The organism is Enterococcus sp. DIV0806c, assembly GCF_051710905.1.
Classification (GTDB): Bacteria; Bacillota; Bacilli; order Lactobacillales; family Enterococcaceae; genus Enterococcus_B; species Enterococcus_B mundtii.
This window is the reverse complement of record NZ_JBIOLO010000001.1, coordinates 1,929,525-1,945,099: the sequence shown is the minus strand read 5'-3', so window position 1 is coordinate 1,945,099 and position 15,575 is coordinate 1,929,525. Positions and strand designations below refer to the sequence as shown.

The 15,575-nt window shown below is 37.4% G+C and carries 6 protein-coding genes; all 6 read left to right on the top strand.

Annotated elements, in window-relative coordinates; genetic code table 11:
• Positions 1-593 precede the first annotated feature (593 nt).
• The 6 genes from IGK77_RS09125 (at position 594) to dnaJ (ending at position 15,575) form a co-directional block, all read left to right on the top strand.
• Positions 594-8,432 (top strand): QWxxN domain, encoded by a 7,839-nt coding sequence (locus tag IGK77_RS09125; RefSeq protein ID WP_438713155.1) that lies wholly within the window; start codon positions 594-596, stop codon positions 8,430-8,432.
• Between the two features lie 650 nt (positions 8,433-9,082).
• Positions 9,083-10,264, top strand: a complete 1,182-nt coding sequence (gene hemW / locus IGK77_RS09120; RefSeq protein ID WP_074801517.1) for a radical SAM family heme chaperone HemW — start codon at positions 9,083-9,085, stop codon at positions 10,262-10,264.
• Positions 10,265-10,497: 233 nt separating this feature from the next.
• A complete protein-coding gene (hrcA, locus tag IGK77_RS09115) occupies positions 10,498-11,541 on the top strand; it encodes a heat-inducible transcriptional repressor HrcA (RefSeq protein WP_071866244.1) in 1,044 nt (347 codons plus the stop codon).
• A gap of 79 nt (positions 11,542-11,620) precedes the next feature.
• A complete protein-coding gene (grpE, locus tag IGK77_RS09110; protein WP_010735217.1) occupies positions 11,621-12,169 on the top strand; it encodes a nucleotide exchange factor GrpE in 549 nt (182 codons plus the stop codon).
• A 54-nt stretch (positions 12,170-12,223) separates the two neighbouring features.
• Positions 12,224-14,053 carry a molecular chaperone DnaK gene (dnaK, locus tag IGK77_RS09105; RefSeq protein ID WP_010735218.1) on the top strand — a complete coding sequence of 610 codons (1,830 nt, stop codon included), beginning with the start codon at positions 12,224-12,226 and terminating at the stop codon, positions 14,051-14,053.
• Between the two features lie 355 nt (positions 14,054-14,408).
• Positions 14,409-15,575, top strand: a complete 1,167-nt coding sequence (gene dnaJ, locus IGK77_RS09100) for a molecular chaperone DnaJ (RefSeq protein WP_010735219.1) — start codon at positions 14,409-14,411, stop codon at positions 15,573-15,575.

Below are 15,575 nucleotides of genomic sequence, written 5' to 3'. Positions count from 1 at the left end.
GTTAGATTTTTGGGTCTAACTTTGGGGTCGCACTTCATTGTTATGATAGTTTTATATTTAGTAACAACAGAAAAGATAAATCATATCCTTTGTTAAATTAGCTATGTCATCATGGTTGACCTGATGTGTGTCGAACGTTTCTATATGAAAAATTACAATGGAAATTTGTAACTAAGTTTCGACAACAACTAAAGAAAAATAAAAGGAGAGGCAAACAAATCTATAGGATATAAGTTTTCTGCTTCTATCCATATTTCTTTAGTGAGTATATCTATCGTCACTATGACTAGACCATTTTTTTCATCAATCATTCAAATAAAGTCACATTGGATAGTCATATTTTTTGTACAATTAACGTATATAAAAATAAAATTTTTTTAGTTTTTTTAATTGCTATTGACGATATGCTTTTCCTTTATTTCGGTATCCAGGCTTAACACTCTCTATGATTAAAAATATGATTATTACATAATTTTTTTTATTAAAACAGATGAAGGAGTGAAAAAAATGATAATAGAAGTTTATAGGAAAAAAATGGTGAATTTTATTATCAATGTCAAAAGAAATATAATCAAAAAGCAGAACAAAGATGGTTGAACGCTTTAGCCAATAGTATGGGACAGACGCTCAGCCCCAAGGGATTTCACAGTCCGCTAGGATTCCTTTATCTATTAAGTGTATTAGGGAATTTTCGATTATCCGATAAAGTATCACCCAATCTTCAACAAATAGGTAAAGGAGATTCTTCCGCTTTTGAAGTAGACACCTTCATAGAAGTGCGTAATCAAGAAGAATTTCTCACAGTTCAATCTTTTGTTTCAACTTCTACTTCTAACCGGTTGCATTTTCAGGCAGAAACAGGTAACAATACGATAGTCGGACCAATCATTGAAGGGAATTCTAATAATCCTCCGATGATGTACTTAGCTGAAAAAGCTCATCAATGGAGTGTCAATATTCATCAGGTAGTTCACGGGATTTCGAAACTTGAAAATTGTACAACCAATAGTGAGTTTAACTATCGACTACATTGGGGACTGTGGCAAGTTCCCAATCATACACAATCTCACTTTAAAACAATCTGTCAGAGAGCCATCATCGATTCACAAGAAAGGCTAGGTCAACAAACATACCGCCCAATAGACATTAAAAAGTTTCACTTTAAAAAAACTAGCACAGAAAACGACTTGCCATTTTCTATTGGAAAGGATATGACTGAAACATTAAAAACTGTTTTTCAATTCCACATGGAAGATTTATATTCTTTGTCAAATAAATATTTTTCAGTAAATGCAACTGAAGGAGCAGTATCAAATGTAGAAGAATTTCCGATAGAGAAGATTGATTTATTTCCCATTTATTTTAGTGGATTTTTAAATAGTATATTTACAGAAAAACAAGAAAATGCAAATGGATACCTTTTAATTGACTATTTTTTCCCCTTTTTCAAGCAAACTTTTCCTCCCTACTATGAAACAAAAAATTCGGAAACTACCCAAGTTAGAAAGAATATTAGACATCCAATACAACATTTCTTCCCCAACTTATTTCAACTCACTAAACATCTAGATAACAGCTCAATAGTAAAAGAACAATTTAATATGGTATGGACATTAATGGAGAAAGCAACGGAAAGTGTTGGCCGATTCCTTGAAATATTGGATCCGTTAAAAGTAAGAGTTGCAGAAGCGGCAACGATTCCTGTCAAATTATCCGATGGTAGAAAAAAAATATTCCCATTGGATAGAAGTGTGAACATTCCACTGAAATCATATGAAGACTTTTCGGATCATACACTAAAAAAAATCGAGTCTACGATTTCGTCTTATATGAAAAATGAACTTACTTCAGAAAAAATAGTTGAATCACTGAGGCCAGTATGGTTTGATTTAGCGGTTTTTAGCAAGCGTGATAAGACGGAGACGGTTAATAAAGTGATTATTGAGCGTGTGTGCCAGCATGATAAGGAGTTGTGTTTGTCGAATGAATCATCGCTCAGAGAGTTGTTTCTTGCAATCCAATACTGGGGAAATAGAGGGAACACGAATCAAGATATTTTGGATAAAAGAAAACAAATTGCTCGAATCATTTTGAAAGCTTATGATCTTTCCGAAGAACATCTGACGGATAGTAGAGCCATTGAAGTATTTCTCCAATGGCGAAATAATAATATTTTTAAAAACGTTACATTTTCAATAAATAAAAATTTTGCTTTGATGAAGAACCAAACAATCATAATGGACACCCAGATGAATCAAGATAAAGCTACAATGAATGCGACTGAATTAACATTAATATCTAAAGTGACTGAAGCGATTGCGGCAAATCGTTTTCCTACAATCGATCAGGATCAACCATTGCCGATTTTTTATTATAACGAACTTCTTTTTTTAAGAAGAAACGCTACAAAAACGGTAAATAAACATCTAAAAGATTGGTACATCAAACAAGGATTATTGAGTGATTCTGTCACTGACACGGAACTGATAAAGAGACTTCAAGATAGGGTAGGAATAAGTGAAAAAAATGAAGTATCAGTTATATCAGAAAAGTTAGCAACCTTAGCTTTTTTTTTACTCAAAGCGTATGGCGTAGAAAATGTAAGGTTGGGAGATATTCTTTCTGCGACTCAATTACAGGCAATTTTTATGCAATGGAAAACAAATACGATTTTAGAGGGTAATACATACAAAAATCAAACGAATCAAACGCACATTTATCAACTAGCTCAACCGGAAACATCCGTGATGAGTCATTTCCTAGAGAAAAGAAAACATAGTGATCAAATTTATGCCGACTTTATTAATGATCGACCGCTTTCTATACCTAATACACAACCAATCATTCTTGTCTGTTACCACTTTGCTCTTTTTGAAAATCGCACCAAAACTTCTAAAGTGAACGAAGCGGTCAGGACGTTTCTCCATGAGCAAAATGCCCATTTTATTAATTCATCTACGAGTGAATTAGTCAGAAAATTGCGCGAGTGGACTTTATCAGCTGATACATATGATTTGATTATCAAAAGAGAAAAAGAGGCAGCCAATCTCCTCCTTAAAAATTATGGTATTAAAGAAACTTTTATTACCATTGATGAGGCAAGAAAGATTTTTCTCCAATGGGAAAACAATAACGCACAGAAAGGATATTTCTATAAGGAATTCAGAGAAAGTGAACGTCGTTTTGTTGGAGGGATCACTGAAGAGATAGAGGGAGAGAAAGAGACAAAGGTAAAAATTGAAGCATTTCTGAATGAAAATCATATTGATCCAGCCAAACAGGTAACCAACGAATTACAGAACCATTTTGAAAATGGAATCGATTCTACTCAAAAAGAACAAATCAATCAAAGAATTGCCACTTTCTTAACTACAAAAGGGATTCCTTGCGATATCTCTAATCTTCGTTTGTTAGTTGAAAAAGTGTCAGAATGGACATTACTTGAAGATACTACTCAAGAAACAATTGATATGGTGAAAGTGAAACAAATCGCTCGATTGATTATTGGTGAAGAACAAGATGGAGTAATCTCAGACATGGAGGCAAAAATCACTTTCATTGTTTGGCTTTCTCAAACGATTGAAGATGTCACTTCTTTAAATGAAAATAGAACATCTAGTATATTTGAACAATCAACTAGTTCGAATTCATCTGTACCCCCTGCAGATATACCTAAAGATAAACAAGATATCTTAGGAAATATTATTAATTTAAAAACAACGAGTGACGGGGATCAGTGGCGTGAGGGACGAGTAATGGAACAGGTGAAACGTTTTTTTTACAATAAAGGCCTATTAGCAAATGAAGCAACGAAAGAAGATCTATTCGTTGTAATGGGAAAATGGTTGATACGAAGTGGTGACAAACGAGTGATCATACATGAAAACTTACAAGCAATCGCGATGATCATTCTTAAAGAGTTAAATCTATATGGTGGAGAATTAGAGGAAAAAATCTCCGATAATCTTGCAGAAGCTACGGTTTCCAAATGGGCTGTTGAAAATTTATTAGAAAGTTCAATCGAAGCATACATAGCTAAAAGTATACTTGCATCTTCAGATCCATCATCCTATACGATTGGACAGCTCAGAAAGCTGTTTGAGCTAGAGGAGTTGAAAAAATCGGGTTTGATCGATCCTCTACCTCGAGCACATACACTTGCTGATTCACGAAAGCAAGAGGAGGATCAAGCGAATTTAAAGAGTTTATGGATCCATCTAGTCGATCGCGTATTACCAAATTATCTTTTAGAGGCAAGTAATTTATCTGATGATTTACCGATTTCTGATTATGATACATTAATGCAGTTAACAGGTTCGATGTTATTAAAAGATGCAGGATATCTGAAACAGTTCAACCAAACGGAAATTCGAGCGTTTGGCGAGTTTTTTTGTGAGACAGTCAGTAAACAAGGCGTCGATTCACTTAATCAGTTGCAATATCTAATCACGCCAGCACTATTAGCCATTGCTCAACTCGATCCGAAGGGATTAAGTGAAGCATTAGAAAAAGGAAACCATAAAGAGTTTGCCTTAAGCACTTTCATAGGTTATCGACAGAAAGGTTATTTCAAAATTTTAGAGCTACATAAAATGATACATGTTTCTTATCAAATGTATGAAAAAGCATTCAGGGAGTGGCGTCGTAAGCAAGCGTTGGCAAAAGAAGTAGCCGAAGAATGTAGACAAAAGGGAGTAATAGATGTCAGAGGGTTTGATCAGATATATCTTAAGGGGAAAAATCCATGTCCTAAACTTTTGGACTTGCCAAATATTAATGAGAAATACACACACCTAACTAAAGCTGTTTCGAATGCCTATCACTCGTTCAATAAGAAGTTGATTGAACTGGCACTAAAAATAGTAATTCCTGAGGAGCTTAGCTTTATATTTTCGGCTGATACCAAAATTTACGAAGCTTCGGCGCAGTTGAAAAATGAAGCTCCTTATGTCGGAGGAGGTGCAGGTGCGCCGGGTATGCCACCAGTTTCCTTTACAAAACGCGTGGATTGGCTCGATACAATCCTTAAGTTAGAAAATACCAATCTGTTCGTTGCCATTTGCAACAATGAAGAACGTTTATACGCATTAAAAGCATTGGATGAAGACAGTGGGTATATGTTATATCGTGTCGATACTGATCCATTATTATATCTTAAATATGGTTTGTTTGATCAGAAGTACATTTGGAATCAAGGTTTTCAAAAAGACCGTGATGGGGTCTTGATAAATAAAAAACACTATACATTTACTGTTAAAGTCCATCGCGATAAAGAATTATCTCGTGGAACTGACGTAGAGACATTCGTCGAGAATATCAGCAGTAAGCACCGTGATGCATTCTACCGACAACTGTATGAGTCAGGAAATGACAAGTCGACAACTGAAAAAATATGGGATATGGTGAAGCATATTATTCCGTTTTACGATTGTGTGGTAAGTAGTATAAATGGACAAGTGGGTGAGGCCGTGTCTTCTTGTCTAATTGATGTTGTTCTGCTGATTCCTTTGTTTGGAACGGTTACTGCTTTGAATACGAAGTTTGTTGTGGGCGTAGCCAGAGCAATTGCACGAGGTGGGTTAAGAAATGCAATAATGAGCAGTGCGAACGTAATCCCTAATCCAGCAGAACTGAGAGCTCTCATAGCAGGTGTGGCACGCTATATTGATCCCGGTTTTGAGTTAGTTGTAGGTGGGAGTCAATTAGTCATAAAAGGATTAGTGACATTAAAAAATCAAAATTTTTTAAACCATAGTATCAAAGAAATCTTGTTAAAACTAGAAAAGTTACAAAAAGAAACAACAGATTGGTCTGACATATACATCCGTACACATTTACCAAGAAATGGTCCAGAAGTTCAAGTGAAATTGGTAAAAAATAAATTATATATGAAGGTGACAGATTTAAAAAATGGAGATGTCTCTGGTAAATACTTTACTTTGAGAGGCAATCAACTAAGAGAATTTGAAGGGGCAGCATCTTTTACGCCAGAACAAAAAGCATTGATTGATCGCTTAACAAAGAAAGTAGATAAAGACGTTCCGTTTGTTGAAGAAGCGAATATTTACCCAAAGGGATATGGGGAGGGGATAGTTTATACCATACAAAATAAAGATAAATCCATCTCGTATGGTATAAAAATGAATGACCAAATTATACCTATCAGAATTGAGCCAGTGAAAGGCCATGGGGTACGTTACGATGTTATTGATGGAAATGAGATATTTCCAGTCAATTTCAATGGGGTGGAATGGTATTTTGAGCCAGGGACGTCACCCCTTCTCTCTAAAGAAGTAACAACCGTTGTTGAGAGTCAAATCAACCGATTTGAAGTGTTACTAGATCCAACTGGTCTTTCCGCTCCAGATGCGTATGGGTTGATGAGCGATGCAGCAGGAAGAACGTATATAAAAATCACACATCGGTACATTCCATTGATTTTGTTGGACATGGAAGAGAATCGATACCATTTAGTAAAAAAGAATATTCTAGAACCGCTCACTGTATTACGATTTGATTCTAGCATTCAACATTTTCGTTTTGAGACTCATTTAGAAAGAGTCTCTGTTGATCATATGAGTGCCGTGTCAAAAACTGGTGGGAAACATGAGAAGGCTAGTACCTCAAAGGCAGGTATCGCGAGCACATCACAGGAAGAGACCTCTAAAAATAGAATATTCCCACCATATAATACAATCCCTACAGGGGCAGGGAAAATAAGTGATTGGAACAAATTCAGACAAGCAGTAGTCACTCCAAATGATTACCAATTTCCAAGATATGAAGATAACGATGTGGCACTTACACCGTTAACTAGCTTTATTTCGGAGCCACAAAATTATTATATAAACGATCAAGCTTTGGTAGAAAGCGCATTGTCTCGTACAATTAACGATTTGTTGACTAAGAAAGTTTCTCAACATCAGGTAATTCCTGAAGAAGAGGGTCTAGGTGAAGCAATATCAAAAGCAATTGATGATCTATTAGATGCGGGACCTTCGAATGTCCCTATTGTGGCAACTAGTGACTTAACAGAATTAGAGGAATGGGTAGAAACATCATTTCCTAATGAAGACGTGACGCTCAATCAACCGCCAGAGCCTCTATTTACAGACGAAGATTTAGAGATTATGAAAGGATGGGTAGAGGATTCTATTGCTCAAAATATTGAAGAAGTAGCGCCTGACCTGGTACCTGAACAACCCGGTAATCCAAATGAAGGGGAAATTGAATTCGTAAAAGAAAACGAGTTGACTAGTCAAGTAGAGGAGGGAGGTACCACAAACTTTCGAGCTGACTATCGAGTATTTGTGGGCTTTGATGCCACAAAGGTTCCTGACTTTCTCAAACCATTTATCGAAGAATTATCCCAAGAGTTTTATAAAGCAGTAGAAAATTTCAGCAAAGCCAAAGAAATTTGTTCGAAATTATTAAAACAATCTACAATTGCTGAAACAAAAGTAGGGAAATATTTGATTCAAATGTTTGACTTAGTAGAAGCAACGAACCAAGAACAGGTTTTAAGAGAAATCATCAAAAGAGTCCTTTCGATCGCAGAAAAGGGGGAGTTATTTCTTCGACAATCAGCGGATTGGGGATTTGAAAACATGTGGATTGTCTCATCTGACCTTGTTCAAGATGAAATCACACAAAACTATTATTCACAATATAATGAATATTTAAATGCGTATGCATTTGTATTTAAACAAGATGGCGAATGTCGAATCATTATTATGGCAGATGCTTTTCACTTAAAGCCAGCTATATCTCCAGAAGAGCAGTTAAAAACAGCTCCAGAGGAAACGATTATGCATGAAGCCACACATCTTGCATCTTCGACAGATGACATTATAGCCTATACTTTACCTACAATAGGGACAAGAAGAAGCGGAAAAGACTTGAGAGATGAGTTTCTACGTTATTATTCTAGCTTTGTACTGTCGGAGACATTTGAGAGGTTTGTTAAAAGACTAGCTCTGGAACAAAACAAACCGAATCTATCTAAAAATACTGTTGTTGAAGCACTAAAAGTAGATTCTATGTTACGAAGTAATTTTCAATTAATGGATGCAGAAATGGCAATGATCATTATTCGAGATATTGCACAAGGAAATGAGTTTGACATACGACCACGTTTTAAAAGAAGTGCCGATCATTCAAAATTAGGAAACGGATTTATGTTTATGTTCCAAGTAATGATGCATCTATGGAATTATGAAAATCTTGAAAAAAAGGTTACATTAAAAGAAATACCAAAAGATAGGCCAAAAGAAACAACAGCAGAAAATGTTTTAACACCCACCTCACAAAATAGTGACAAAAAAAGTTTTGCGACCCTTGTAAATAGGGGGAAGATAATCAGTAAGATTATAAATAGCACGTATACTGGTAAGCAGTTCAAACAACAACTTAGAAGTGAGTTGAACATATAAGCGATATAGAAGCTTTGCTTGTGGCAAAGGGGCAAATAGAGGTAACCAAATTAGTAGGATTAGCTAAATAATACGGATAACGATTTATACATACTATTAAACTAGACTGAAAATTTATGGGAAATATAATCATCGTTGCTGTTTAAATAGATAGTCCATTCGTTAAGGAGATATTAGCCAGAAAGGAAATCAATATAGTATGAGAAGTAAAATTAGGGGGGGGAATCCAAAGGTTGATCCTTTGAAGTGCCCCTTGTCAAGTGGACAGTAAAAAAACAAAAATAGTATGAAAATAGGAATCGAATCACTTGATTCCTGTTTTCAAGCGGCACAAAGCAATCATGGAACGTGTAGGGCATGCCAACATGAAAACCACACTGGAAATTTACAACCAAGTCTCCACAACAACCAAAGAAAAACTCATCCAAGAAATCGATTCTTGGATTTTTTAGTGGATTTGTTTGTTAAATACGTTTAGTATGCGTATATAAGAGGTCGTGAAAGTGCCGGTTAGCTCCGATGACAATAAGAAAGCAGCTTTTCATGTTTTGAAAATTGCTGGCTTATTTCAAGGAGTTGGCACTTGAGCACCGTTTAAAGAGTGGTCGAAAAGCGGTACGACTTTTTGGCGTAAGGAGAAAGAGAATCAAATGAAAGAAACAAACAAATCCGCAGAACATAAGGTTTCTGCTTATATCCATATCCCGTTTTGTGAACATATCTGTTATTACTGTGACTTCAATAAAGTGTTTCTGGAAGGTCAACCAGTGGATGAGTATGTCGAAATGCTACTAAAGGAAATGGCGATCATGATGGAGTGTCGTCCGGTGAATGAATTGGAGACACTGTATGTGGGTGGTGGAACGCCGACTTCTTTATCGGCTAAGCAGCTCGATCGACTATTGTCTGGTGCCAGAGAGATCTTACCTTTTAATGAAGGAAAAGAGTTTACGGTGGAAGCGAATCCTGGTGATTTGACAAGGGAAAAGCTACAAGTAATGAAGAATTATGGGGTCAATCGTTTATCGATGGGGGTCCAGACCTTTGATAATCGCTTATTAAAGAAAATTGGTCGAAAACATACGGCGGAAGATGTCTATGAAACGATGCGATTTTTAGAGGCGGAAAATTTCTCAAATGTCAGCATTGATTTAATCTATGCATTACCTGGACAGACATTAGAAGGCTATCTTGATACGTTAGAGCGGGCATTAGCCTTAGACTTGCCTCATTATTCTCTTTATTCATTGATTTTAGAGAATAAAACGATGTTCATGAATTGGGTTCGACAAGGACGGTTGCAGTTGCCAGATCAAGAGACGGAGACACGGATGTTTGAAGAAACGATTGCGGCGATGGAAAAACATCAACGTCGTCAATATGAGATCAGTAACTTTGGTTTAGCTGGTCATGAATCCCAACACAATTTGATGTATTGGAATAATGATCACTATTTCGGTTTTGGCGCAGGAGCAAGTGGCTATCTGGATCATACGCGATATCGAAATAAAGGGCCGATCCAACATTATTTGCGTCCGTTACGTGAAGGTGAGCTACCAGTATTAGAACGTGAAGAGTTATCTCGTAAGAATCAAATCGAGGAAGAGATGTTTCTTGGTTTAAGAAAAAAGGTGGGCATTGAGAAGCAACACTTTTTACAGCGTTATGGTCAATCGATTGAATCGTTGTATCAATCTGTCCTGGATGAGTTAGTAGCAGAAGAGTTGTTAGTGAATGAAGAAGACCGAGTATATTTGACACAAAAAGGAACTTTTTTGGGGAATAATGTATTCGAACGTTTTTTATTGGATAAGGACTTGGTAAACGACTGAATGATTGTTTAAATTTTTTATAACAACGAAATAAAAAAACGATTTTAATCAAGTTTTTTATGATCAAATGCCTGATATGACGGTATTTTAAGCAAGTTGAAAATTGATTAGCACTCTCAATGTAAGAGTGCTAAAAAAGTGGGTTCTTTTCCTTGACACTTTTTAGTCTTCTTGCTATATTTATAAGTGGGTTAGCACTTAGAAGCTAAGAGTGCTAATGAGAGGTGAGAAAGATGTTAACACAGCGACAAAGTGATATTTTACGTCTGATCATCCAAAACTATACGAGTAGTGGGGTGCCCGTTGGTTCCAAAACGTTAATGGCGGAAGGAGTCGAGGCAAGTCCAGCGACGATCCGTAATGATATGAAAGCTTTAGAGGATGAAGGTCTACTTTTAAAGACACATTCTTCTTCTGGACGTATACCGTCTGCGCTAGGTTATCGTTATTATGTGGATCATCTGTTACGACCTGCTCGTGTAGCAAATGATGATTTGCACCAAATTCGACAGTCTTTAAACAAGGAATTCCATGAAATCAACGAAATCATCAAACAATCAGCTGAGATTTTATCTGAGTTGACTAGTTACACTACTTTTTCGTTAGGACCCGAGATTAAAGATCGCCGTTTGACCGGTTTTCGCATCGTGCCATTGAATAGTCGTCAGGTCATTGCGATCGTTGTGACTGACAATGGGAACGTTGAAAGTCAGGTTTTTACTCTTCCTGAAAACTTAGGTAGTCAGGACTTAGAAAAAATGGTTCGTATTGTCAATGACCGTTTGGTAGGAGATCCGTTAGTGACGGTATACAACAAATTACGCACGGAGATCCCGATGATCTTGCATAAATATTTTCAAACAACGGAAGGGATGTCAAGTCTCTTTGATACGGTTTTGAGTCACGCGTTTGAAGATAAAGTTTATGTGAGTGGCCAAATGAACTTATTGGATTATGAACCGTTGCAAGATGTGGATCAGTTCAAGTCAATGTTTTCATTTATGACAGATTCCTATGAACTGACACAGATGATCGTACCGATGGATAGCAAGATACATATCAAAATCGGTTCGGAAATAGGCAATGACCTATTGCAAAATATGAGTATGATCCAAGCGAGTTATGAAATCGTCGGCCATGGACGTGGAACCATCGCATTGCTAGGACCAACTAGTATGCCATATTCCAAAATGTTAGGCCTTGTCGATGTCTATCGAAAAGAATTGGCGCACAAACTCGCTGATTATTATCGCACACTTGATCGCTCGGATTTTTGAACAATCACAAAAGTGACTGATCGTTTTTTCGATTTGAGCGATCAAGCATCTGACTGAATAATGAAAGGAAGACTGCATCATGAAAGAAAACCATGAAGAATTAGATCAGGAATTGAATGATACGCAGCTAGATCCAGAAACGGAAGAAGTGGAAGTTTCAGAAGTGGAAGAAGAAGCAAACGAACTTGCAAATCTCCAAGCTGAATTTGATGAAATGGAAGACAAGTTTTTGCGTGCGAGAGCAGAAATCGCTAATATGGCAAATCGTGGTAAAAACGAACGAGAGCAATTGCAAAAATATCGTTCACAAGATTTAGCCAAAAAATTATTACCTTCGATCGACAACTTAGAACGTGCTTTAGCAACAGAAGTATCTGATGAGCAAGGTGCAAGTTTGAAAAAAGGTGTCGAGATGGTTCTTGAAAGTTTGAAACATGCATTGAAGGAAGAAGGAATCGAAAAAATCCCTGCAAAAGGTGAACCTTTTGATCCGACATTGCATCAAGCAGTTCAGACGGTACCAGCAACAGATGAATTACCTGCTGATACGATCGTTGAAGTGTTACAAGAAGGCTATAAATTACATGACCGCGTATTGAGACCGACAATGGTTATCGTTGCGCAATAAAGTCATGATGGAATAGAAACAACAACTTAGTAATAAGATAAGGAGACGTTGATTATGAGTAAAATTATCGGAATTGACTTAGGTACTACAAACTCAGCAGTAGCTGTATTAGAAGGAAATGAAGCAAAAATCATTGCAAACCCAGAAGGAAACCGTACAACACCTTCTGTTGTGTCATTTAAAAATGGTGAGATCCAAGTAGGGGAAGTCGCAAAACGTCAAGCAGTAACAAACCCTAATACAATTTCTTCCATCAAACGCCATATTGGTGAAGCTGGTTATAAAGTGGATGTTGAAGGTAAATCATATACACCACAAGAAATCTCTGCAATGATCTTACAATACATCAAAGGATTCGCAGAAGATTATTTAGGCGAAAAAGTAGAAAAAGCAGTTATCACTGTTCCTGCATACTTCAATGACGCACAACGTCAAGCAACTAAAGATGCTGGTAAGATTGCAGGTTTAGAAGTAGAGCGTATCGTCAATGAACCGACTGCGGCAGCACTAGCTTATGGTTTAGACAAAACAGATCGCGATGAAAAAATCTTAGTATTTGACCTTGGTGGTGGTACATTCGACGTATCGATCCTTGAATTAGGCGATGGCGTATTCGACGTATTATCTACTGCTGGAGACAACCATTTAGGTGGAGATGACTTTGATAACAAAATCATTGATCATATGGTTGCTGAATTCAAAAAAGAAAATGGCATTGACTTAGGTCAAGATAAAATGGCTTTACAACGTTTGAAGGACGCTGCTGAAAAAGCGAAAAAAGACCTTTCAGGTGTTTCAAGCACTCAAATCAGCTTGCCATTTATCACAGCTGGTGATGCTGGTCCATTGCACTTAGAAATGACATTGACTCGTGCAAAATTTGATGAATTGACAGCTGACTTAGTGGAACGTACGAAAGTTCCTGTACGTCAAGCATTGAAAGATGCTGGTTTGTCACAATCAGAAATCGATGAAGTGATTTTAGTCGGTGGTTCAACTCGTATTCCTGCGGTTGTTGAAGCTGTAAGAAAAGAAACAGGAAAAGAACCAAACAAATCAGTAAACCCAGATGAAGTTGTAGCGATGGGTGCAGCAATCCAAGGTGGCGTGATCACTGGTGATGTAAAAGACGTTGTTTTACTAGACGTAACTCCATTATCATTGGGTATCGAAACGATGGGTGGCGTATTTACAAAATTGATCGATCGTAATACAACAATCCCAACAAGTAAATCACAAGTATTCTCAACAGCTGCGGATAACCAACCTGCTGTAGATATCCATGTATTACAAGGGGAACGTCCAATGGCTGCGGACAATAAAACATTAGGTCGCTTCCAATTGACAGACATTCCAGCTGCACCACGCGGTATCCCTCAAATCGAAGTAACATTCGATATTGATAAAAATGGTATCGTAAATGTATCTGCCAAAGATCTAGGTACACAAAAAGAACAAAAAATCACGATCAAATCTTCTTCAGGTCTAACAGACGAAGAAATCGAACGTATGGTGAAAGATGCTGAATCTAATGCAGAAGCAGATAAAGCACGTAAAGAAGAAGTTGATCTACGTAATGATGTCGATGCGTTGCTATTCTCAGTTGATAAAACCTTGAAAGAATTAGAAGGTAAAGTTGACGAAGAAGAAGTGAAAAAAGCTGAGGCAGCTCGTGACGAATTGAAAGCTGCAGTAGAAGCAAACAACATCGAAGAAATGAAAACAAAACGTGATGCGTTGAACGAAATCGTGCAAAACTTGACAGTTAAATTATATGAACAAGCGGCACAACAACAAGCTCAAGAAAATCCTGAAGCTGCCCAAGGCGGAGCGGATGATGTCGTAGATGCTGATTTTGAAGAAGTCGATGACGACAAAAAATAATCAGTTCATTTAGTTTCACTTAAAGAGATCAAGTCCCGCTTTAGAATAAGCCGAAGAATTCGAAAATAGCTTCTCATATTTTCGCGATTCTTCGGCTTATTTCCGAGGGAATAATCTTGTATCACTTTATTTTATGCAGTTTAGAAGCATCACTAGAGTAAAGTAACAAGTCATCAGTTATGATTTTTCTTTGGATCAAGAAGAGAAATGTTATCTTTTCTTTGTGCCATAGAAATCAATGATCGATTTTTTCTTCTTTAGTCGATACTTCGAAATTTCCGGTTTTTGTTTCGATCAAAGTGTGATATGATAACAAACGACGTGGAAATGAAGAGAACCAATAGGAGGAAAGCCTATGGCAACAAAACGTGATTATTACGAAGTCTTGGGGCTGTCAAAGGGAGCTTCAGAAGACGAAATAAAAAAAGCTTATCGAAAGTTATCAAAGAAATACCATCCAGATATCAATAAAGAGCCTGATGCTGATGAAAAATTCAAAGAAGTTTCCGAGGCTTATGAGATTTTAAGTGATCCACAAAAACGTGCGGCTTACGATCAATACGGACATGCCGGAACTGATCCTAATTATGGCGCTGGTGGCGGCGGCTTTGGTGGCTTTGGCGGCTTCTCCGGTGGTGGAGCTGGCTTTGGTGGATTTGAAGATATTTTTGATTCGTTTTTTGGCGGTGGTGGAAGATCTGTTGATCCAAATGCCCCTCGTCAAGGATCAGATCTACAATATACAGTCAATTTATCCTTCGAAGAAGCAATCTTTGGGGTAGAAAAAGAAATCAAATACAATCGTGAAGAAATTTGTCACACGTGTAGCGGAAATGGTGCAAAACCAGGAACACAACCGACGACTTGTCATAAATGTCATGGTTCTGGAACGATCAATGTGGAACGTCAAACACCACTTGGTCGTGTGATGAGCCGTCAAACTTGTGATGTATGTCGAGGCACTGGGAAAGAAATCAAAGAACCATGTCCGACTTGTCATGGCTCTGGTCATGAGAAGAAAGCACATACGGTCAAAGTGAATGTACCAGCCGGTGTGGAAGAAGGACAACAAATGCGCTTAGCAGGACAAGGTGAAGCAGGCGAGAATGGTGGTCCATTCGGAGATCTATATGTGGTCTTCCGAGTAGAAGAAAGTGATATCTTCGATCGCGATGGTTCTGAGATCTATTATGAGTTACCATTAAGCTTCGTGCAAGCAGCGCTGGGTGATGAAGTACAAGTGCCAACCGTTCATGGGGATGTCAAATTGAAAATCCCTGCTGGTACGCAAACGGGAACGAACTTCCGTTTACGTGGTAAAGGAGCGCCACGTTTACGTGGTGGGTCTACAGGGGACCAACATGTGCGTGTGAAATTGATTACACCTAAAAACCTCAATGAAGAACAGCGTGAAGCTTTACGCGCATTTGCTAAAGCAGGCGGCATGCATGTTCAAGAGCAACAAGAAGATGGTTTTTTTGATAAAGTAAAAGATGCGTTTGGCGGAAAAAAACGTAAATAA